The organism is Mycobacterium sp. 852002-51613_SCH5001154 (assembly GCF_001667425.1).
In the GTDB taxonomy this organism is placed as follows: Bacteria; Actinomycetota; Actinomycetes; order Mycobacteriales; family Mycobacteriaceae; genus Mycobacterium.
Genome location: NZ_LZII01000019.1, coordinates 81,827 through 103,900, shown reverse-complemented (window position 1 = coordinate 103,900; position 22,074 = coordinate 81,827). Strand labels below are relative to the sequence as shown.

The following is a 22,074-nucleotide window of genomic DNA, read 5'->3' as shown; positions in this document are numbered from 1 at the left end:
CGCCGGTGACGAAGCTGGCGCTGCTGGACCAGGCCGCGTTCCTGCGGCTGCGGGCCACCGGTCAGGGCAGCACGGTGCAATGCACGTGGGTGTACGACCGCGACGTGAACATCGACGCGTTGCGCACCTTCAAAGACAATCTCGGTGCCGGTCTCCTCGGGCGGCGCATCGAGCGCTCACCGCTGCCTTTCGGGCGTCATCGCTGGGTACTCGACAACCATTCTCCAGAGATCGCGCTAGAGCCGCGACAACCGCGGTCGGCGATCGGCGCGTGGATCGAAAGACGTGCACAGGTACCCGTCGACCCCGAGTTCGGCCCGACTTTTCACATGGGCGTGCTGCCGCTGGATGACGGCGGTGCGGCCGTCACCCTGGTGTCATCACACTGCGTCGTCGATGGACTCGCGGCGATAACGGCGGTAACCGAGGCGGTGAATAAAGAGAGACGCAATCGCGGTTACCCGCAGCCGAATTCACGTAGCCGGCTGCGCGCCGTCTCCGAGGACCTGACCGATGCCATGCGTTCGCTGCCGGTGGTCATCCGCGCCGTGATCGCGACCCTGATGATTCTGCTCAAGGCCTCGTCCGGTCCCCGGCCTGCGCCCGGGGCGCGGCGGCCCGGCCCGCCCTCCCCGAATGCCGATGAGCAGACGGCACTCCCATCGGTGACGATCCAGACCGACGCCGCCGCATGGGAAGCCCGTGCGCGCAGTCTCAACGGAAGCAGCAACACACTCTTCGTCGCATTCGCGGCTCGGCTGGCGTGCCGGATCGGCAGGGTGCTTCCAGACGGGAACTCGGTGACGGTCGTGCTGCCGGTCAGCGACCGCACCGGCAACGACGACCGGGCCAACGCCCTGACCTCGATCACCCTTACCGTCGATGGAACAACGGTGGCCAACGACTTGAGTTGCGTCCGAGCCGATGTCAAGAGGGAGCTGACGTCGCTGCGCCAAGAGCCCAACGAAATGCTCGCGGGGTTACCGCTCGTCCCGTTCACACCACGCTGGCTCGTCCGCCACGCCGAAGGCATCGCGATGTCCGTCGGCCGGCTTCCGGTCGGCTGCTCGAACCTCGGAAGCCTCGATCCCGCCGTTGGCCGCATCGATGGTGCCGATGCAGCCGAGGTCTCCATCCGGCTGGCCGAGCAGGGCATCACCCGCCGCCGCATCGAGCAGACCCATGGCCAATTGTTCTGCAGCACTGGGACGATCAACGGCAGCCGGTTTCTCAACGTCATAGCGTGCCAGGACGGCGCCGGCAACACCGCAGCGCAAGCCGGCGAGCTCGCGTGCAGCGCCCTGGCTGACCTGCAGCTGGGGGCCACCACCGTCTACGAGGGCCAGATCTGATGGTGGGCCTGGACCTCAGAGCGACTCAAAGCCGGCGCCACCTCATGTACGCGGGTGTCGCCGCCGCGATTGCGGCCTGGGCGGCATCAGTGCTGTGGTTCGCGATCAAGATCGTTCCGCTCGACGTGTACTGGATGTCGTACTACGCGGCCGACTACACGCATGGCTTCGTGCGGCGCGGTCTTGCCGGCGAATTGGTGCGGCTCGCCCCGGGACACTACTTCTCCGCCACGCTGAGTCTGCGGTGGCTGTCGACGGCTGTCTATCTCGGCGGCCTGGCAACGGTCGCGGGTGTAGTGCTCTTCGGTCGCCCGCGGTCTGAGCGCCGATTGTTGGTGGCGATGCTGATTCCGTTGCTGCCCTTTGGAGTTCCGTTTGCGGCATACTCGGCCCGGCCGGATCTGTTCGGGGCAGCGGCGCTGGCGCTGTTCTCCTCAGCGTTGTTGCTGGCACGTTCCCGTGCCGTCGCGATGGCATGGTGCACGGCCTACGGTCTTGTGACTGCGGCGCTGACGCTCATGCACGAGGCGGTAGGGCTGCAGTTCGCATTGGGCGCCGTGCTGGCGATCATCGTCCTGGGCGGTGCGCTGACAGACGCCCGGGGCCTCGGCGTGCTCCTCGCGGTGGCGCCGGGAGCCTGCACGACGGCCGCGGTCGCGGCGTTCGGCCGTCACGACGTCGCCGCCCAATTGTGCGCGTCGGTCCCCCACCACTTGATGCCGAACCCGTTTGCGACGGTGACGTCGCCAACCACGTTGCTGCGCTATGTCATTGACGGGCAATCGCGGCAAACCGACTACCACGACTGGGTGTGCCGAAACGTGATGCCGAACTACGACAACGGAATCACGGATGCCATCCGTACCGTCGGCCACATCGGCATGGTCGGCCTCACCATGTCCCTGGTGTTCGGAGCCGCCGCCGTGGTGGTGACGATGTGGGGACTCAGCAGTGTTTCGGGCGTGCCGCTGGGTGCGTTCCTCGACGCGCTGCGGGGCCGGGTGGCCTGGGTCGTCGCCGGGTCGGTGTTGATCTCCCCGGTCTTCCTGACCGGCTACGACTGGACCCGCTGGCTGACGATCGTGGCGTTCGACGTCGGGATGGTGTTCGCCCTCTTCGCGGCGCGCAGGCCGGAGATCGAGCAGGCGCCGACTCCGAAAACGTTGCGGCTGTTCATTTTTCTCGTGATCGCGCTCGTGCTGATCCCGGTGGGCACGGTCCCCGGCTTCGGCGGCCCGCGGATGTTCTGACCGGCTCCACGGCCCGGCCGCAACCGCGCCACCCGAGAAATCGCCTCGAAACTGCCTCGAGACTGCCATTGACTAATGTCACCATTTGTTATTGACTGCGTGACATGGCGGACGGTGTTCCGGCCCGCGGGTCATTGCGGTCCCGTGGCGCGGCGGCGGTAAGTGCTTACACCCTGCGGCCGGTCACGGGCCTGATACCCCCCGAGCGGACCTGGGGGTTATGGCTATCGCGCCAGATCGTCGCCCGGATCATGGGGACGTTCGGCCCCTCGCTGACGGGCACCCGCGTCGAACACGTCGACACGAAGCTGCCCGACGGGCGGCGCGTCAAGGGTGAATGGGTATACGGACCGCGCACGCCGACGAGCGAGGCGCCGCGGTCGTCCACCACCGGGGGAGCGATCTACTACGTGCACGGCAGCGGCTACGCGGTGTGCTCGCCGAAAACCCACCGGCGATTGACGTCCTGGCTCTCATCCTTGACCGGCTTGCCGGTGTTCAGCATCGATTATCGACTCGCGCCACGCCACCGCTTTCCCACCGCGGCCGACGACGCACGGGCGGGCTGGGATTGGCTGGTGCAATCGTGCGGTGTGCCGCCGAAACAAATTGTGGTCGCCGGTGATTCGGCCGGCGGACACCTGGCCGTCGACATGTTGCTGCAACCCGAGGTCGCCGCCGATCACCCGGCCGCGCTGGCGCTGTTCTCCCCGCTGTACGACGTCACCTTCGCGCTGTGCCTCGCCCGTGAACGGATGCGTCGCGATCCCGCGATCCGGGCGGCCGACGCGGCTCGCCTGGTCGGCATGTATCACGCTGGAGTCGACCCCGCCCACCAGCGGCTGACACTCAATGTGGCCGGCGGCCCGCCACTTCCGCCGACCCTCATCCAGGCCGGTGGAGCCGAGATGCTGCAAGACGACGCCCGTCAGCTCGCGGCCGACATCCAAGCCGCGGGCGGGCGATGCGAACTGCAGATCTGGCCGCACCAGGTGCACGTCTTTCAGGCACTGCCACGCGTGACGCCCGAAGCCGCCAAGGCCGTGGCCTACGTCGCGAGGTTCATCGCCCACGCGTTGCAGGATGCGCGCGCTGTGACCCAGGAGGTGCTCTGAGGGATGTTGGACAGATTGCTGGGGAGGTCGAAACCGAGCCGCGGCGCGTCGGCGGTGGTGACCGGCGCCGGAAGTGGCATCGGCGCGGCGTTCGCGGTCGAACTCGCCCGCCGCGGCGGCGCGGTCGTCTGCAGCGACATCGACGAAGCCGCCGCCCAGAGGACGGCCGACACGATCACCGAACTGGGCGCCAGGGCCACCGCCATCCGTTGCGACGTTTCGGAATTCGAGGATGTCCGGGCGCTGGCGGACCAATCGCAGGCCTGGTTTTCCGGGCCGCCAACGCTGGTGATCAACAACGCCGGTGTCGGCGCCGGCGGCGCGGCCATCGGCGATGCGCCGCTGGACGATTGGATGTGGACGCTGGGCATCAACCTGTGGGGGCCCATTCACGGCTGCCATGTGTTCACCCCGATCCTGCGGGGTCCGTCGCACGCTGCCCGCGGCATCATCAACGTCGCCTCGGCGGCCGCCTTCGGCGCGGCCCCGGGCATGGCCGCCTACAACGTCAGCAAGGCCGGAGTGCTGTCACTTTCGGAGACTTTGGCCGCCGAATTGGCCGGCACCGGGGTGAAAGTCACGGTGCTGTGCCCGACCTTCGTCAAGACCAACATCGTCGAGTCTGGCCGCATCAGCGAGGAATCCAGCCAGCTGGCGAACACATTGATGCGCTGGACCGGATTCTCCGCGGACAAGGTCGCGAGGATCTGCCTGGACGCGCACGACCGCGGCGAGCTGTACTGCATGCCGCAACTCGACGCCAAGATCGGCTGGAGCATCAAACGCATGGCCCCGCAGGCCTATACGCGTGCGGCCGGACTGGTGTCCCGAATCAACCTGCCCTGATCAAGCAAAGGAGCCCCGGTGGCCATCGACATGGAAGCTATGCTCGCCAAGATCAAGGATCGCCAGTGGGCGCTCGCCGACATCGATTGGGACGCGCCCGGCGCCGAAATGATCAGTGATGAACAGCGGCCACAGCTCAAGGCGTTCATGGCCGACCTATGCTGGATCGAGAACATTGGCGCCCGGGGCTTCGCTGCGCTAGCGAAGAAGGCACCCACACCGACCATTGCCGAGATCTACCGTTACTTCCACGCCGAGGAGCAGCGTCACGCCAACGCCGAACTGGCGCTGATGAAGCGTTGGGGCATGCTCGAGGACGGTGAGATTCCCGAGCCGAACGTGAACATCCGACTGGCGATCGACTGGCTGGACCGCTGGGCCGACGACATGCCGCTGTCTCTGCTGGGCACGGTCATTCCGATGCTCGAAGTCGCACTGGACGGCGCCCTGTTGAAATTCCTCCTCGACGAGGTGCACGACCCCATCTGCCACCAGGTCTTCGAGAAGATCAACAATGACGAATCACGCCACCTGGTTGTCGATTTCGAAGTCCTCGACATGATCGGGCACGCGAAGATACGACGGTTATTGATCGACTTCGTCGGTCACAATGCCACTCCGGGTCTCATCATCGGCGCGATCATGGGCGCACCGCTGATCAACAGGATCCGCAACGAGATCACGGCCATGGGTATGGAGCCGGAGCGGCTTTACAGAGCTGTGAAAAGATTCAAAGAGCTTGGCGATCGCGGCGAAAGTACCAGGCGGGTACCGACTTATCGTTTCCTGAGGCGTTACGCGGGAGTGGTCACAAATCCACGCCACCCGTACCACCTGCTGGCGAATTCGATGGTATGGCTTTCCGACCGATATCCGCGGCCCCTGCTTCCGTCGGTGCCGACTTGGGTTGGAGAACTCACCCACGAGCCGGCGGCGTGACCATGGCAGGCGACCACACCCACGCGGTGCTCATCATCGGAGCCGGCTTCACCGGGCTGGGAGCCGCGATCCGGTTGGCCGACGCCGGAGTAGACGACATCGTCATCCTGGAACGCGGCGACCGGGTTGGCGGAACCTGGCGCGACACAACCTATCCGGGTGCCAGCTGCGACGTCCCCTCGCTGCTGTATTCGTACTCGTTCGTCAAGAACCCGGCCTGGTCGCGTACGTACTCCCCCGCCCCGGAGATCTGCCGCCACCTCGAAGACATGGCGACCAGATTCGACATCCGCCGCCACATCCGATTCGGTCATGAGGTCAACGGCCTGAGCTTCGACGAAGCTAGCGGGGTTTGGACCGCAACCACCAAACGCCGCAAGCGGTTCCGCGCGCGCACCGTCGTGCTGGCATCCGGACCGCTGTCGGACGTCAGCTTCCCCGACATTCGCGGTCTGGACAGCTATCGCGGACACAAGATTCACAGCGCACGCTGGGACCACGACTACGATTTCACGGGCCAGCGGGTCGCCGTCATCGGCACCGGCGCCAGCGCGATCCAGATCGTCCCCGAACTGGTGAAGCGGGCCGGCTTCGTCAAGGTGTTCCAACGCACCCCTTGCTGGGTGCTGCCGCGCCTGGATGCCGCCACCCCGCCGGCGGTGCAGGCCCTGTTCACCAAAGTGCCCGCCGCCCAGCAGCTTGCGCGGCAGGCCTTGTTCTGGGGCCACGAGGCGAGCGCCACGGCCCTGGTGTGGGACACACCGCTGACCTCGCTGGCCGCGCGCCTGGGGCGGGCACACCTGCGCGCGCAGGTGAAGGACCCTTGGCTGCGACGCCAGCTGACGCCGGACTTCCGGCCGGGGTGCAAGCGCATGCTGGTCTCCAGCGACTACTACCCTGCCCTGCAGCGCGACAACTGCAAGCTCATTGATTGGCCGATCGCCACGATGAGCCCGGCCGGCATCCGCACCAGCGACGGCATCGAGCACCACCTCGATGCCATCGTCTTCGCCACCGGCTACGACGTCCATCTGACCGGGCCGCCGTTTGCGGTCACCGGGCTCGGCGGCCGGTCGCTGGCCGACGAATGGGCCGATGGCGCACAGGCTTACAAGAGCATCAACGTGCACGGGTACCCGAATCTGTTCGTTATGACCGGACCCAACTCCGGGCCGGGCCACAACTCCCTGCTGGTCTACATCGAGGGTCAGCTGGAGTACGCGGTGCGCGGCATCACCGCCATCCTCGACAACGATCTGCGCTATCTCGATGTGCGTGAAAAGGTCCAGCGCCGCCACAACGACAGCCTCCAGCGCCGCCTCGCCAAAACGACCTGGATGTCCGGCTGCCGCAGCTGGTACCTCACCAAGGACGGATACAACGGGTCAATGTACCCGGGTTTCGCGACGCAGTATCTTCGGCAGATGAGGGATTTCCGCTACGACGATTACCGAGCGGTGGCGTACCGCACCCGCGCGCTCGCCGCCGCGCCGGGCTGACGCATGGCACCGGACCGCCCGCCCCGCCGTTCTTCAAGCCCCGAACCCGGCACTATCGCCAGCGTGCTGCACAACGTGCGGCGCGCGCCCAAGCGCGTTCGGCGCCAATCGCGGGAGTACCGGCAATTGATCGAAACGGCTGTCTCGCAGCTTTTTGACGCGGCGGTCCGCCACCCCCAGGGCGGCCCCGCGTCCGGTGAGTACCGGATCGATGACCTGGCCCGGCTGGCCGGCACCACCACCCGCAACATCCGCGTCTATCGCGACCGCGGATTGCTCCCCCCGCCGTTGCGGGTCGGCCGCATCGCACTGTTCAACGACACCCACCTGACCCGGCTGCGGCTCATCACCTCGATGCTCGATCGCGGATACAACATCGCCCACGTTCGCGAAATGCTCAGCGCCTGGGAGCAGGGCAAGAATTTGGGCGACGTGCTGGGCCTGGAGACCGCCATCGCGGGCCCCTGGACCACCGAGAAGCCGGAGACCATGGCACTGGCCGAGGCGCAGCGACTCGTCGACGACCCGGACGCGTTCGAGCGCTTGGTAGCGCTACACGTCATCCGGGTCGACGGAGCCCAAGCCACCGTCACCCGCCCTAAACTGATCGAGGCGTTCAACGAAATCCGTGGGTACGGCGTCAAATTGGAGAAGCTCGTCGACCTACACGAGCAGATCGTGCCCGAAATCGACAAGATCAGCGACATGCTGGTGCGCGCCGGAGCCGAGCACGTGCTGGACCGCATCAAGCCGGGCGAGCCGTTGCCGCCGGATGCCGAGATCGCCGAGCTGATCACGATGCTGGTGCGCTTCCGCACTCAAGCCGTGGCGACGGTCACCGCCACGCTTGCGTCGTCGATCGAGTCCAACATCGAGTCACTAGTGGGCCAGATACTCGCCGACTACCTCGAGTCCGGCTCGTCGGCGGAAACGGCGTCGGGCTAGGCCATGTTGGCTTGGCGAGACCCTCATCAGCGGAAAATCACCGTCAGTGCCCGCTCAGGGTCAGTGTCCCTTCGGTTTTCAGCACCTTGCTGGCGGTGATCCTCTCGATCTTGCGGGCCTCGCGCTCGAGGTAGCGCTGCTTGGATTCGTCGAACTTATCGGAGGCCTGCTCGAGCTCCTTGACCAACACTGCGAGATCGTCGCGCATCCGCGCGGCCTCCCCGGTGAAGTCTTCGCGTTCGAAGATGCGCCACTTCCTGAGCACCGGCATTACCACCTCGTCAAGATGGATGCGCGGGTCGTAAACACCGCCGACCGCGATGATTACCGCCTTGCGCCGGAATTCGGGCACCGTGAATCCGGGCATCTTGAAGTTGCGCAGGATTCGGTGCACCGACTTCATCGCCTGGTTCGGGGCGATGTCCAGACCCGCCCCGCTGACGTCCCGGTAGAAGATCATGTGCAGGTTCTCGTCGTGCGAGACGCGGGCCATCAGCTGCTCCGCGATGGGGTCTTGGGATGCCTTGCCCGTGTTGCGGTGGGAGACCCGGGTGGCCAGCTCCTGAAAAGAGACGTACATGACCGAGTCGAACAAGCTCTCGGCAAACAGGTCACCCTGCTGATTCTGCCCCGGGCTGAAGCCGCGGGTCATTTGCTCGAGCCGCAGCTTCTCCAGTTCCACGGGGTCGACGGCGCGGGTGACCACCAGGTAGTCGCGCAACGCCGTGCTGTGCCGAGCCTCCTCGGCCGTCCACCTGTTGACCCACTGCCCCCAGGGGCCGTCCATGCTGAAGTTCATCGCAATCTCGCGGTGATACGACGGCAAATTGTCCTCTGTCAGCAGGTTCTGCACCATCGCCACCTGCGCGACATCGGGGAGCCGGCTGTGTCCAGGCTCCCAATCCTGACCGTCCAGCGCATAGAAGTTCTTGCCGTCCGACCACGGGACATAGTCGTGTGGATTCCACTCTTTGAACATCGACAGGTGGCGGTTCAGCAGGTCCTCGACCACCGGCTCGAGTTCATGTAATAGCTGCAGGTTGGTCAGGTCGTTGGACACGAAGCCCTCCAGTTATGTGTGCCGTCAAGTAACGCACAATGTATCTGTGTCATGCGGTTACATGAAGATGACACGCCGGAAACCCGGCGAACTAGGGCCAAAGGTCCCTATGGCGGGGATGGGCCATCCGCCGGAGGACTCCGACGGGGCACGAGTCAGTCGCGCGAGCGCTACCGGCGCGGAACCAGGTAGGGCGCGAGGGTGGACAGCTTTTCGCAGGTCTCTTCGAATTCCCGCTCCGGCGTGGACTCTTCGATGATGCCCGCCCCGGCCCGCAACCATGTCATGCCGTCGCGTTCGTAAGCCGCCCGCAATGTCAGCGCCGCGTCCAGGCCGCCGTCGGCCGAAAACATCACGACCGCACCGGAATACAGTCCGCGCGGTGCGTCGTCGAGGCGCAGGATCGCCTCCACGCCGGCCGCCTTCGGGATGCCAGACGCGGTGACCGCGGGGAAAAGCGCTTCCAGCGCGTCCATCCGGTCGTGCGACGGACTTAGCCGCCCGCTGACCGTGGAGCCGAGGTGCTGCACGCTCCCGCGTTCCCGGACCGTCATGAAGTCGGCGACAACCGCACTGCCGGGTTCGGCGATCTCGGCCATCTCCTGCAACGAGCTTCGCACCGAGATGGCGTGCTCGACAATCTCTTTGGAGTTCGATTCCAGGTCGTCGCGGGCCTGCCGGTCGCGGGCCACGCCGCGACCCAGCGCCCGCGTACCCGCCAGCGGCTCGGTCACCACGATGCCGTCGTCGTGCACGGCCGCGACCAGTTCGGGGCTGTAGCCGACGGCGCGGATTCCACCCAGCCGCAACAAGAACGACCGCACCGGGGTGTTGTGTCGACGACCCAGCCGGTAGGTGGACGGGAAGTCCAGCCGGAAAGGCACCGCTAGACAACGGGACAGGATCACCTTGTGGTAGCGGCCCGACGCAATCTCGCCGACGGCCGACGCCACCCGATCGCGGTACTTGGATGGGTCGGCCATGACGTCGACCGCGCGAGCCTGCCGCGCCTCGGGCACACCGTCACCCAGCAATCCGAGTACCGCGTCGCGATGCGCCGCGGTCGCGTCCCACAGCTGGACCGCATCCCGGTCCACCACGATGCGCGTGCGGGGCCAGAACACGCGAGCCAGCGGGGTTCGCGGCGCCAGCCGCTGCTGCAGCCCGTAGCGGTAGACGCCGAACTCGAAGGCGATCCAGCCGAAGAGCTGGTCGGTTTCCAGCAACAGCCTGTCGACGGCCTCGCCCAGCACGGGCCCGGGCCGCCCCGACCACTGCTGCCGCTGCACCACCCCGTCCCGGATGACCCGCACTTCGTCGCTGTCCAGCTCGACCATCGCGCGCACACCGCTGGCCAGCACCCATTGACCCCCGCGCTCGTAGAGCAGGTATTCCTCGCCGGTTTGTTCGGGTAGCAACGCGGCGAGCTCGGCGGCCAGGTCGGCCGGGTCTACGTGCACGGGAAGGGGAATCGGCGATGACGTGGAGCCGGCGGAACTCGTCTGAACGCTGACCTCGGTCACGGTTAGTAAATGTAGCCTAACCTATGTAGGAGCGCGCAACCGCTCCCTGCAAGCCCCGGCAAATCCGGGCCGGTCCGCTAAAACTCCCTTCGAGTCAATGCGCCGGCGGTCCCGGGGCGGCGCGGGGCTCAGGACCCCGGCGGCCGGACCCGCAACAGTTTCCGCAGGTAATCGAAGCGGCCAAGCCGGTGTCGTCGGCGCCCGCATCCCCTGTGTGCACCTCGACACCCCAAAGACACCCCGAACGTTTCCCCACTGTTTACGTCGCGACCGAACATCGACCGGCCACGGCGACGCGACTTCTCCTAAGATCGAGTCGATCCGTGCAAACCCGCCAACGGGGCTTCAGTTGGGCGCGGTGGCTCGGGTGAGCTCCATCGCAGTAGGTAAAGGAGTGGCGCGTGAACTCCTATCCGGACGACTATTCGAGAGCAACATCATGTTCGTGATCCGGCTTGCAAACGGCGAAGAGGTCCAGGGCGGCGACAGTGACGAACTCGAAATCAACCAGGAAACCGGAGTGCTTACGGTTTCGCGCGTTGACGGTTTCGAGAAAATCACCACCCATTACTCACCAATGGCATGGCTGTCGGTGACACACCGCCAGAAGGGCGTCGGGGTCCGGCCGTCGGTTATTTCGTCGGCGCGTTGATACTTCACTGACCCCACAGCAAATACACAGCACTTTCCCACCAAATCCACGCCTGCCAAGCCGCCGGCGCGCCCTCGAAAGATCGCCGGCCACAGGCCTTTGAACAGGGATTTTCCTGCGCGCCGGCCAGCCGGCAGCGCTTCGACACGCTCGTACTACACCCTTTGCATTCGAGTGGCGGTTTGACACCGGCGGGGATAGGTTTTGCTCGGTCGTCGGGATGTTCGTGGTGGCTCCGCTTGCGGACGGTGCTTTCCCTGATCACCGCACTCATCGAGGGAGGCATCGAATGCTGCAAGAGTTCTGGCAGAACTTCACCCATAACCTGTTCAAGCCGCTCCTGCTGTTCTTCTACTTCGGATTCCTCATCCCGATCCTGAAAGTGCGCTTCGAATTTCCCTATGTGATCTACCAGGGCCTGACCATGTACTTGCTGCTGGCCATCGGCTGGCACGGCGGTGAAGAACTCGCCAAGATCAGCGCCGGCAGCATCGGGGTGATCGTGGGCTTCATGGTGTTGGGGTTCGTGCTCAATTTCGTGATCGGCGGCCTCGCCTACCTGCTGCTGAACTGGTTGACGTCGCTACGAAGAATCGACCGAGCGACGGTCGCGGGGTATTACGGATCCGACTCGGCGGGCACGTTCGCCACCTGCGTTGCCGTCCTGACGGCCATCGGCATGGCGTTCAACGCCTACATGCCGGTCATGTTGGCCGTCATGGAGATTCCGGGCTGCCTGGTGGCCCTGTACTTCGTGGCGCGGCTTCGCCACCGCGGCATGGACACGGCGGGAAACATGATGGACGAACCGGGCTACATCGCGCCGGTCAGGGTCGGAGTCGGGCCCGGCACCGCGGCCCAGCCCCCGCACGGCCAGAGCCTCGAGGCCGAACACGAGCGCGGGATCGAGGAGGAGCTCGAATTCTCCCTGGAAAAGCTCGACCATCCAGACTGGGAGCCCGACCAGAGCCCGCCTCGCACGTCGGGCAATCGGGCGCCGATCTTCTCGCGGGAGCTCTTCCAAGAGGTCTTCCTCAACCCCGGCCTCGTCCTGCTGATGGGAGGCATCATCATCGGCCTGGTCAGCGGGCTACAGGGGCAGAAGGTCGTCGCCGACGACGACAAGTTCTTCGTCATGGCGTTCCAGGGTGTGCTCTGTTTGTTCCTGCTCGAGATGGGCATGACGGCCTCCCGGAAGTTGAAGGATCTGCGAACGGCGGGCCCCGGTTTCATCCTCTTCGGCCTGCTGGCGCCGAACCTCTTTGCGCCCCTTGGCATCCTGGTTGCCCACATCTACGCCTCGCTCACCCACGTCGATTTCAAGCCGGGAACCTATGTGCTCTTCGCCGTGCTCTGCGGCGCGGCGTCCTATATCGCCGTCCCGGCGGTCCAGCGGCTGGCGATACCCGAGGCCAGCCCCACCCTGCCGTTGGCCGCATCACTCGGTTTGACGTTCTCCTACAACGTGACGATCGGGATCCCGCTTTACATCGAGGTCAATCGGCTGATCGGCCACTGGTTCTAGTTGCGCCCACCGGCGAATCGAGATGGGCGACAATTCCTTTGACCGGCCGGGCCGGACCTGAGTCGACACCCGATCCAGCTGGTTGTTAATTGTTCGTAAAGACGGGTTGAGTCGGCTCGCCGAAGCCCGTGGGTCTCCACTAAGTTCGTGGGCGCCGCGAGTCGCTTGCTGCCGCCCGCTGCGCCGGACTGCGTCGCCGGGAGGCGCCCATGCTCTACGAGTTGTGGCAGAACTTCGTCCACAATCTCTTCAAGCCACTGTTGCTGTTCTTCTATTTCGGGTTCCTCATCCCGATTCTCAAGGTGCGGTTCGAGTTTCCCTACGTGATCTACCAGGGCCTGACCATGTACCTCCTGGTGGCGATCGGCTGGCAGGGTGGTGAGGAGCTCGCCAAGGTAAAACCGGCCGACATCGACAACATCGCCGGGTTCGTAGCGCTGGGCTTCGCGCTGAATTTCGCGATAGGTGTACTCACCTACGTCCTGCTGCGCTACCTGACCAGGCTGCGGCGGGTCGACAGGGCGACGGTTGCGGGCTACTACGGATCGGACTCGGCCGGCACGTTCGCCACCTGCGTGGCCGTACTGACCAGCGTCGGGATCGCCTTCGACGCCTACATGCCGGTCCTCCTGGCGTTCATGGAGATTCCCGGCTGCCTGGTGGCGCTATACCTGGTGGCCCGACTCCGGCACCGCGGAATGGACGACTCCGGCTACCTGCCGGACGAACACGGCTACACCGCTGCCGCCAAGGTGGGGCCGGGCGCGGCCGCCCAAGCAGAAGGAGTGGACGAGCGAACCGAGCGCGGGATCGAGGAGGAGCTGGAGTTCTCACTGGAAAAGCGAGAACATCCCGAGTGGGACGGGGACACCCTGCAGCGCAAGAAGGCACCGCTGTTCTCGCGCGCGATTTTGCAGGAGGTCTTCCTCAACCCCGGACTGATCCTGCTCGTCGGCGGCATCGCCATCGGTTTCATCGGTGCGCTGCAGGGCCAGAAGGTTGTGCACGACCAGAACGAGCTGTTCGTCGCGGCGTTTCAGGGTGTGCTCTGCCTGTTCCTGCTCGAAATGGGAATGACGGCGTCCCGCAAGCTACGGGACCTCAAGTTGGCCGGCAGCGGGTTCATCATCTTCGGCTTGTTGGCGCCCAATGTCTTTGCGACGCTGGGCATCCTGGGCGCCTACTGCTACGCCAACCTCACCGATACACACTTTCAGCCGGGAACCTACGTGCTGTTCGCCGTGCTGTGCGGCTCGGCGTCCTACATCACGCTGCCCGCGGTGCAGCGGCTGGGAATCCCGGAGGCGAGCCCGACCTTGCCGCTGGCCGCCGCGCTGGGTCTGACATTCTCCTACACCGTCACCATCGGGATCCCGCTGTACATCGAAATCAATCACGCAGTCGCGCACTGGTTCCCGAGCAGCTGAGCACTACCCCAGGACGGTCCGCACCACGGCGTCGGCCAGCAGCCGACCGCGCGGCGTGAGGACGAACCGATCGCCGTCGGATATCAGCAACCCGTCGGCGACCGCGCCTTCGGCGCGTTCGAGTTCGGCGGGGCTCAGCACGTCACGCGGAAGACCCTGCCGCAGCCGGGTTTTCAATAGGACCTCTTCGGTGTGCAGCGCGTCGGCGTCCAGCCGCTCGAATCCTCCCACGGGTAGCCCGGGAGCGGCCAGCCTCTCCGCATAGGCGTTGGGGTGCTTGACATTCCACCACCGCGTGGCGCCGGCGTAGCCATGGGCTCCGGGTCCCGCACCCCACCACTGGCCACCGTCCCAATAGCCGAGGTTGTGTCGGCATTCGCCGCCGGGCCGCGACCAGTTGGACACTTCGTACCAGGTCATTCCGGCCTCGGACAACCGGGCATCGACCAGCTCGTAGCGGTGCGCGAGCACGTCGTCGTCCGGGGCCGCCAGCTCGCCACGCCGAACGCGTCGGGCCAGGGCGGTGCCCTCCTCCACGACCAGCGCGTACGCCGACACGTGATCGACGCCGGTCTCGATCGCCGTGTCGACCGAGCGCAGCAGATCGTCGTCGGACTCTCCCGGCGTCCCATAGATCAGATCGAGGCTGACGTGCTCGAAGCCCGCATCCAGCGCTTCGCGCGCGGCGGCGGCCGATCGGTTGGGGGTGTGAATGCGGTCGAGGACTCCCAGCACCCTGGGTGACACCGACTGCATGCCGAGCGACACCCGCGTGTAGCCGGCCGCGCGGATGGCGTCGAAGAAGTCCGGCCAGGCCGACTCGGGGTTGGCCTCCGTGGTGATCTCGGCGTCGGGCGCCAGCGCGAAATGCTCACGCACCATGTCCACCAGCGCCGCCACGCGCACGCCGCCCAGCAGTGACGGCGTACCTCCCCCGACGAACACCGTGTTCACGGTCGGCCCGGAAAGCCGCTCCGCAGCCAGCTCCAACTCGGTCCGCAGCGCCGCCAGCCAGGCGTCGGGGTTCACACCGCCCAACTCGGCGGGCGTGTAGGTGTTGAAATCGCAGTAGCCGCAACGCGTTATGCAGAACGGCACGTGAATGTACACCCCGAACGGCCGCCCGGGGACGGGCTGCAGTTCGGGCAGCTCGACCGTTTCCTCGCGAAGCGCCATGCCAAATGATCCCACGGTGCTCGCTGCCCGGCCGCGGCGTCGATCCCCGGCCCGCACTCGATGCCCGCGGCGTTTTCCTGGCTTTTCTCACCGGCGCGGCCAGCTTAATCCGAATTTCGCTCACCGTGAGCGGATATTTGACCTGGTTGTATGGCCCCCCGACGGGCATGGCACAATGGGCAACGTGACCGTCGCTCAGCCCAGCCTTCGCATTGCGCTCGTGGCGCGGCGTCACATTGATCTCAAGCGTGTTTGCAGCTGTTGCTGTCTTCCTTGATGTCGTAGACCCGCCCACCTGTACGTCCAGCTGGCATCGGATCTGCGCCGCCGATACCACCGGTGAGCTGCGCTTTCATGCCTGCGATGTCGAGAAGGAGACCTCCGAATGACCACAGCCCGTCCCGCGAAGGCCCGCAACGAGGGCCAGTGGGCGCTGGGAGACCGGGAACCCCTCAATCCCAACGAAGAGATGAAGCACGCCGGCGCCCCCCTCGAGGTGCGCGACCGCATCGAGAACGTCTACGCCCAGGCCGGGTTCGACAGCATCGACAAGAGTGACCTGCGCGGACGCTTCCGCTGGTGGGGGCTCTACACCCAGCGCGAACAGGGTTACGACGGCACCTTCACCGGCGACGAGAACGCCGACCTGCTCGAAGCCAAGTACTTCATGATGCGGGTGCGCTGCGACGGCGGTGCGCTCTCGGCCACCGGGCTGCGCACGGTCGGCCAGATCTCGACCGAGTTCGGCCGCGACACCGCCGACATCTCGGATCGGCAGAACGTGCAGATGCACTGGATCGAGGTCGAAAACGTCCCCGAAATCTGGCGGCGGCTCGCCGACGTCGGCCTGCAGACCGCCGAGGCGTGCGGCGACTGCCCGCGCGTCATCCTGGGTTCGCCGCTGGCCGGCGAGTCGCTCGATGAGGTGATCGACCCGACCTGGGCGATAGACGAGATCGTGCGTCGCTACATCGGCCAGCCGGACTTCGCCGACCTGCCGCGCAAGTACAAGACCGCGATCTCGGGGCTGCAGGACGTCGCGCACGAGATCAACGACATCGCCTTCATCGGCGTCAACCATCCCGAGCACGGGCCCGGCCTGGACCTGTGGGTCGGCGGCGGCCTGTCCACCAACCCGATGCTGGCCCAGCGGGTCGGCGCCTGGGTGCCGCTGGCCGAGGTGCCCGAGGTATGGGAGGCCGTGACGTCGATCTTCCGCGACTACGGCTACCGGCGACTGCGGTCCAAGGCCCGGCTGAAGTTCTTGATCAAGGACTGGGGTATCGAGAAGTTTCGGGAGGTCCTCGAAACCGAGTACCTCAAGCGGCCGCTGATCGACGGCCCCGCCCCCGAACCGCTCAAGCATCCCATCGACCACATCGGGGTGCAGCGGCTCAAGAACGGCCTCAACGCCGTCGGGGCGGCTCCGATCGCCGGACGCGTCTCGGGCACCATTCTCTCGGCCGTGGCCGACCTGATGGACCGGGCCGGCTCGGACCGGGTCCGGTTCACTCCGTACCAGAAGCTGGTCATCCTCGACGTAGCCGACGACAAACTCGATGACGTGCTCGCGGGCCTCGAGGCGCTCGGGTTGCAAACCAAACCGTCCCAGTGGCGCCGAAACCTGATGGCCTGCACCGGAATCGAATACTGCAAGTTGTCGTTCGCCGAAACCCGGGGCAAGGCCCAGGTCTTGGTGCCCGAGCTGGAACGCCGGCTCGAGGACATCAACTCCGTGCTCGACGTACCGGTCACGGTCAACATCAACGGCTGCCCGAATTCGTGTGCGCGAATTCAGGTGGCCGACATCGGCTTCAAGGGCCAGATGGTCGACGACGGTCACGGGGGCTCCGTCGAGGGTTTTCAGGTGCACCTGGGCGGCAGCCTCGGGCTGGACAGCGGATTCGGGCGAAAGCTGCGCCAGCACAAGGTCACCAGTGACGAGTTGGGCGACTATATCGACCGGGTGGTACGCAACTTCATCAAAAACCGCAGTGCGGGAGAACGGTTCGCGCAGTGGGCGATTCGGGCGGATGAGGACGATTTGAGATGAGTGAACGGGCAACGAAACGGACCGAAGCCGAACTGCGGGAGCTGGCGGCGCGCGGCGCCGCGCAGCTCGAGGGCGCCAGCGCGACAGAGGTGTTGCGGTGGACCGATGAGCATTTCGGCGGCATCAACGGCCCCCGCGGCTGGGCCACCTGCAACTACGTGTTGACCTCCAGCATGCAGGAGGCCGTGTTGATCGATCTGGCATCCAAGGTCCGGCCGGGTGTACCGGTGGTGTTCCTGGACACCGGCTACCACTTCGCCGAAACCATCGGGACCCGGGACGCGGTCGAGTCGGTCTACGACATCCACGTCCTCAACATCACCCCCGAGCAGACGGTGGCCGAGCAGGACCAGCTGCTGGGGAAAAACCTCTTCGAGCGTGACCCGGGCGAGTGCTGCCGGTTGCGCAAGGTCGTGCCGCTGCGCAGGGCCCTGAGCGGATACTCCGCCTGGGTAACCGGGTTACGCCGGAGCGAAGCGAAGACCCGTGCCAACACCCCGGTGATCGGCTTCGACGAGGGCTTCAAGCTGGTGAAGATCAACCCCTTGGCGACGTGGACCGACGAGGACATGCAGAGCTACATCGACGAGCACGGTGTGCTGGTCAATCCGCTTGTCTACGACGGGTATCCGTCGATCGGCTGCGAACCGTGCACGGCCAAGCCGCTCGCGGGTGCCGACCCGCGCAGCGGGCGCTGGCAGGGGCTGTCGAAAACCGAGTGCGGGCTGCACGCCTCGTAACGGGGAGCGGGCGTTACGCCGACGTCAGCGTGGCTTGATCCTCGCCGGCGCCGGCGGGACGGTCGTCCGTCGAGTTAACGGCGAGGGACGGGATTCGGGTCGCGCGCACGTAGACGGTGTCCCCCTCGCGTAGGGCCAGGGCCTCGGCGTCACCGCGGGTGATCTGGGCGGTGAACGCCCCACCGGTGGCGGCGCTGGTCAACTCCACCCGCACCTCGAAGCCGAGCACGACCACGCGGTCGACGGTGGCGCGCACCACCCCGATGGACTCCGCGGTGCCATCGCCGCCCGCGATGGCCATTTCGGGGTTGCGGCCCACCCGGATATCGTGCGGGCGAACCAGATTGCCGTTCAGAGTGGATACCGCACCGAGGAACGACATCACGAAGGCGCTCGCCGGTGCGTCGTAAACCTCGGTCGGCGATCCCACCTGTTCGATACGACCGTGGTTCAGTACGGCGATGCGGTCGGCAACGTCCAACGCCTCCGCCTGGTCGTGGGTGACCAGAACAGTGGTGACGTGCACCTCGTCATGAAGGCGACGCAACCACGCGCGCAGGTCCTCGCGCACCTTGGCGTCCAGCGCGCCGAACGGCTCGTCGAGCAACAGCACCTGCGGGTCGACCGCCAGCGCCCGCGCGAGCGCCATCCGCTGCCGTTGACCGCCGGAGAGCTGATTGGGATAACGGTTCTGAAATCCGCTCAGCCCCACCACTTCCAACAGGTTGTCGACCTTGGCCTTGACCTCCGCCTTGGGTCGCTTGCGGATCTTCAGGCCGTAGGCGACGTTGTCGCGGACGGTCAGGTGCTTGAACGCGGCGTAGTGCTGGAATACGAATCCGATGCCTCGCCGCTGCGGCGGCACCCGCGTGACGTCGTGACCGTTGATGGTGATCGTCCCGCTGTCGGGTTGATCGAGACCGGCGATCGCCCGCAACAGGGTCGACTTGCCGGAACCACTGGGCCCCAACAGTGCGGTCAGCGAGCCGGAGGGAACGACGAAGTCCACGTTGTCCAGGGCCACAAAGTCGCCGTAGCGCTTGTAGGCGTTGCGCACGACGATGGCTTGGTCGACGGATCGGCTGTGGTTGTCTGTCATATCCGAGTCTCCATGTCAGGCTACCTGGCCGCTCTCGCCCGGCGGATGTCCAGAATCACTTGGAAGATCAGGACCAACACCGCGACGCCCATCAACAGCGTCGACAGCGCGTAGGCGCCGTACTCGGCACCGCGGTTATACCGATCCGAGACCAGCAAGGTCAGGGTTTGGGACTTTCCCGGGAGGTTCGACGACACGATGATGACCGCACCGTATTCGCCGAGGGTGCGGGCGATGGTCAGCACGATGCCGTAGGTCAGACCCCACCGGATCGAGGGCAGGGTGATTCGCCAAAAAGTCTGCCACCAGCCCGATCCCAAGGTCGCGGCCGCCTCCTCCTGATCGGTCCCCAATTCGTGCAGGACCGGTTCCACCTCGCGCACAACGAAGGGCAGTGTGACGAAGATGCTGGCAAGGACGATGCCGGGCAACCCGAAGATGATCTTGAAGCCGAGGTCCTTCTCCACGAAGCCGAACGCGCCGGCCGATCCCCACAACAGGATCAGGGCAACGCCGACGATGACCGGCGACACCGCGAAAGGCAGGTCGATGACCGCCTGCAGCACGCCCTTGCCACGAAACCGGTTGCGGGCGAGCACCAGAGCGGTGGGAATGCCGAAAACCACGTTCAGCGGCACCACGATGGCGACCACCAGCAAGGTCAGGTTCAGCGCCGAGATCGCCGCGGGAGTGCTCACCCAGTCGAAGAACTGGCCGAAGCCTGGCCGAAACGTCCGCCACAAGATCAGGGCAACCGGAACGACCAGCAATACGAAAAGGTATGCGAGCCCGACGAATCGGATCAGGTATCGAACCCTGGGCGATGAGGTCACGCCGCCAATTCCTCACGCTTGGCCGCGCGTCCGCCCACGATCCGCAGAATGAACAGCACCACAAACGAAATCGACAGCAAGACGATGGATATCGCGGCGGCACCGGTGCGGTCGTCGTTTTCGATCAGGGTGCGTATCCACTGCGATGACACTTCGGTCTTGCCCGGCACCGCGCCACCGATCAGGACCACCGACCCGAACTCGCCGATCGCTCGTGAGAAAGCCAGGCCCGCCCCGGACAGCAGGGACGGTGTCAACGACGGCAGCACGACAGAAGTGAAAACCTTTGCGCCGCTGGCACCCAGCGACGCGGCCGCCTCTTCGGTCTCCCGATCGATTTCCAGCAGCACCGGCTGCACGGCGCGTACCACGAACGGCAGCGTGACGAAGGCCAGCGCCACGGCCACGCCCCACGCCGTGTGCTGCAGATGCAGGCCCACCGGGCTGTTGTTGCCGTAGAGGGCCAGCATCACCAGGCTCGCGACGATGGTGGGTAGTGCGAAGGGCAGGTCGATGATCGCATCGACGAGCCGCTTGCCGACGAAGTCGTCCCGCACCAGCATCCAGGCGATGATCAGGCCGAACACCAGGTTCACCAGGGTGACCCCGGCGGATATGGTCAGGGTGACCCGGAACGACTCCAACGCGGCGTTTGACGTCACCGCCAACCGGAAGGCGTGCCACCCACCGCCCGCGGCCTGCCATGCGATGGCGGCCAGCGGCAGCAGCACGATCACCGAAAGCCACAGCGTCGCCACTCCCACCCGCAGAGAAGTGGTTCCCGACCGGCGACGCCCCGAATTCGCTTGGCGGTGCCCGGCGTCACCGGCCGGGTGACCGAGCTCGGGCCTGAGCGGGTCGGGCGTGATCGCGGTCGTCATCCGGTGGCCTGCGTGTAGATCTTGGTGATGCTGCCGGTGGTCTTGTCGAACAACTGCGGGTCCACCGCGCTCCAGCCACCGAGGTCGGCAATCGTCCACAGTTTCGCCGGCACCGGAAAACGATCGCGGAATTCGGCGGCGATGGCCGGATCGACCGGCCGAAAGCCGGCCTGCCCCCACACCTTCTGCGCCGTGGCCGTGTACTGGAAGTTCTTGAAGGCGACCGCGGCGTCCAGGTGCGGGCTGGTGGTTACCACCGCAACCGGATTGTCGATTTTGAAAGTCTGCGGCGGGTTGATGTGCTCAACCGGTTTGCCGGCGCGCTCGGTGGCAATCGCCTCGTTCTCGTAACTGATCAACACATCCCCGCTGCCCTGAACGAAGACATCGGTTGCCTCCCTCCCCGAACCGGGCCGCAACTTGACGTGTTCGTGCACCAGCTTGCTGATGAAGTCGACACCGGCCTGGGCGTTGCCGCCGCCTTCGCTCTTGACTGCGTACGGTGCGAGCAAATTCCACTTGGCCGACCCCGAGCTCAACGGACTGGGCGTGATGACCTCCACCCCCGGCCGCAGCAGGTCATCCCAGTCCTTGATGTTTTTGGGGTTGCCCTTGCGCACCACCAGGGTTACCACCGACCCGAACGGAATTCCCTTGGTGGCGTCGGTATTCCAATCTTTGGATACCTTGCCGGCCTTCACCAATCGCGTGATGTCCGGTTCGACCGAGAAGTTCACGATGTCGGCCGGCTTGCCGTCGACGACTCCGCGCGACTGGTCGCCGGAGGCGCCGTAGGAGGTGATCACCTGAATGCCCTTGCCCTCTTCGGCGGCGTTGAAGGCGGGGATGACCTTGCTCCAGCCGGGTTCTGGGACCGAATAGGCCACCAGCGTGATACTGGTGCGCGCGTTGCTCGGGCCGCCCCCGCCCACGACGTCACTGGCACCGCCGCTACACCCCGAGATGACTGCGACGATGAGGGCGAGCGCACTCACCTTTCGCCAGCGCGAAGCGATGTCGTGGAGCATTCGGGCCTTCCAGTACGGGGACTTAGGTGATAGTGGTCCCGTTGCTGCGGAAAGGCGCCTAAACGACTGGGAGGCCTGACGAACCCCATACCAGACCGCACACGGGATTGGCGGTCAGCGACAACAGTGCA

Annotated in this window: 20 protein-coding genes; 13 read left to right on the top strand and 7 right to left on the bottom strand. The window is 65.7% G+C overall.

The genetic code is table 11. The features are described 5' to 3' along the window. The first annotated feature begins 5 nt into the window (after positions 1-5). From A5750_RS06280 to A5750_RS06250, 7 genes are all read left to right on the top strand, one after another. The gene (locus A5750_RS06280; protein ID WP_067261650.1) at positions 6-1,352 is read left to right on the top strand and encodes a hypothetical protein; all 1,347 of its coding nucleotides are present in this window, start codon (positions 6-8) and stop codon (positions 1,350-1,352) included. Further along, on the top strand, positions 1,352-2,602 hold the full coding sequence (locus A5750_RS06275) for a hypothetical protein (protein WP_067261648.1): 1,251 nt from the start codon (positions 1,352-1,354) through the stop codon (positions 2,600-2,602). Before A5750_RS06280 ends, A5750_RS06275 begins: the two co-directional genes overlap by 1 nt. 104 nt (positions 2,603-2,706) lie before the next feature. Further along, entirely contained in the window at positions 2,707-3,717 is a 1,011-nt protein-coding gene (locus tag A5750_RS06270; RefSeq protein WP_082948327.1) for an alpha/beta hydrolase, read from the top strand. 3 nt (positions 3,718-3,720) lie between these two features. Then, positions 3,721-4,563, top strand: coding sequence for an SDR family NAD(P)-dependent oxidoreductase (locus A5750_RS06265; RefSeq protein WP_067261645.1), 843 nt, complete (start codon positions 3,721-3,723; stop codon positions 4,561-4,563). Between the two features lie 18 nt (positions 4,564-4,581). Beyond that, positions 4,582-5,502, top strand: coding sequence for a reductase (locus A5750_RS06260; protein ID WP_067261644.1), 921 nt, complete (start codon positions 4,582-4,584; stop codon positions 5,500-5,502). Continuing rightward, on the top strand, positions 5,499-7,001 hold the full coding sequence (locus A5750_RS06255; RefSeq protein WP_066952846.1) for an NAD(P)/FAD-dependent oxidoreductase: 1,503 nt from the start codon (positions 5,499-5,501) through the stop codon (positions 6,999-7,001). The genes A5750_RS06260 and A5750_RS06255 overlap by 4 nt, the downstream gene beginning before the upstream one ends. A gap of 3 nt (positions 7,002-7,004) precedes the next feature. After that, positions 7,005-7,946 carry a MerR family transcriptional regulator gene (locus tag A5750_RS06250; RefSeq protein ID WP_066952845.1) on the top strand — a complete coding sequence of 314 codons (942 nt, stop codon included), beginning with the start codon at positions 7,005-7,007 and terminating at the stop codon, positions 7,944-7,946. A 43-nt stretch (positions 7,947-7,989) separates the two neighbouring features. Here the strand turns inward: A5750_RS06250 and A5750_RS06245 are convergent, their stop codons facing one another. Both A5750_RS06245 and A5750_RS06240 read right to left on the bottom strand, forming a co-directional pair. Continuing rightward, a complete protein-coding gene (locus A5750_RS06245; protein WP_066952843.1) occupies positions 7,990-9,006 on the bottom strand; it encodes an acyl-ACP desaturase in 1,017 nt (338 codons plus the stop codon). A gap of 170 nt (positions 9,007-9,176) precedes the next feature. Beyond that, positions 9,177-10,529 (bottom strand): salicylate synthase, encoded by a 1,353-nt coding sequence (locus A5750_RS06240; protein WP_067261643.1) that lies wholly within the window; start codon positions 10,527-10,529, stop codon positions 9,177-9,179. Positions 10,530-10,968: 439 nt separating this feature from the next. Between A5750_RS06240 and A5750_RS06235 the strand changes: the two genes are divergently transcribed. From A5750_RS06235 to A5750_RS06225, 3 genes are all read left to right on the top strand, one after another. Continuing rightward, on the top strand, positions 10,969-11,181 hold the full coding sequence (locus A5750_RS06235; RefSeq protein WP_066952839.1) for a hypothetical protein: 213 nt from the start codon (positions 10,969-10,971) through the stop codon (positions 11,179-11,181). 289 nt (positions 11,182-11,470) lie between these two features. Beyond that, on the top strand, positions 11,471-12,706 hold the full coding sequence (locus tag A5750_RS06230) for a sodium-dependent bicarbonate transport family permease (RefSeq protein ID WP_066952837.1): 1,236 nt from the start codon (positions 11,471-11,473) through the stop codon (positions 12,704-12,706). 209 nt (positions 12,707-12,915) lie between these two features. Further along, positions 12,916-14,133: a sodium-dependent bicarbonate transport family permease gene (locus A5750_RS06225; RefSeq protein WP_066952835.1), complete on the top strand. Its 1,218-nt coding sequence runs from the start codon at positions 12,916-12,918 to the stop codon at positions 14,131-14,133. A 3-nt stretch (positions 14,134-14,136) separates the two neighbouring features. Here A5750_RS06225 and hemW read toward each other — a convergent pair whose 3' ends face one another. Continuing rightward, entirely contained in the window at positions 14,137-15,309 is a 1,173-nt protein-coding gene (gene hemW / locus A5750_RS06220) for a radical SAM family heme chaperone HemW (RefSeq protein ID WP_067261642.1), read from the bottom strand. Here hemW and A5750_RS26570 point away from each other — a divergent pair. The 3 genes from A5750_RS26570 (at position 15,236) to A5750_RS06210 (ending at position 18,102) form a co-directional block, all read left to right on the top strand. Continuing rightward, positions 15,236-15,586 (top strand): Ms4527A family Cys-rich leader peptide, encoded by a 351-nt coding sequence (locus tag A5750_RS26570; RefSeq protein WP_369829479.1) that lies wholly within the window; start codon positions 15,236-15,238, stop codon positions 15,584-15,586. The two genes, hemW and A5750_RS26570, sit on opposite strands and share 74 nt — an antisense overlap. A gap of 108 nt (positions 15,587-15,694) precedes the next feature. Then, entirely contained in the window at positions 15,695-17,362 is a 1,668-nt protein-coding gene (locus A5750_RS06215; protein WP_067261640.1) for a nitrite/sulfite reductase, read from the top strand. Further along, entirely contained in the window at positions 17,359-18,102 is a 744-nt protein-coding gene (locus tag A5750_RS06210) for a phosphoadenylyl-sulfate reductase (protein ID WP_066952829.1), read from the top strand. Before A5750_RS06215 ends, A5750_RS06210 begins: the two co-directional genes overlap by 4 nt. A gap of 13 nt (positions 18,103-18,115) precedes the next feature. Here the strand turns inward: A5750_RS06210 and A5750_RS06205 are convergent, their stop codons facing one another. From A5750_RS06205 to A5750_RS06190, 4 genes are read right to left on the bottom strand one after another with little or no spacing between them, the layout of a single operon-like run. Further along, positions 18,116-19,201 (bottom strand): sulfate/molybdate ABC transporter ATP-binding protein, encoded by a 1,086-nt coding sequence (locus A5750_RS06205; protein ID WP_067261637.1) that lies wholly within the window; start codon positions 19,199-19,201, stop codon positions 18,116-18,118. A 20-nt stretch (positions 19,202-19,221) separates the two neighbouring features. Continuing rightward, positions 19,222-20,034: a sulfate ABC transporter permease subunit CysW gene (gene cysW / locus A5750_RS06200; protein WP_066952825.1), complete on the bottom strand. Its 813-nt coding sequence runs from the start codon at positions 20,032-20,034 to the stop codon at positions 19,222-19,224. Next, positions 20,031-20,915, bottom strand: coding sequence for a sulfate ABC transporter permease subunit CysT (gene cysT / locus A5750_RS06195; RefSeq protein ID WP_067261635.1), 885 nt, complete (start codon positions 20,913-20,915; stop codon positions 20,031-20,033). Before cysT ends, cysW begins: the two co-directional genes overlap by 4 nt. Continuing rightward, the gene (locus tag A5750_RS06190; protein WP_067261633.1) at positions 20,912-21,943 is read right to left on the bottom strand and encodes a sulfate ABC transporter substrate-binding protein; all 1,032 of its coding nucleotides are present in this window, start codon (positions 21,941-21,943) and stop codon (positions 20,912-20,914) included. Before A5750_RS06190 ends, cysT begins: the two co-directional genes overlap by 4 nt. Positions 21,944-22,074: the final 131 nt, after the last annotated feature.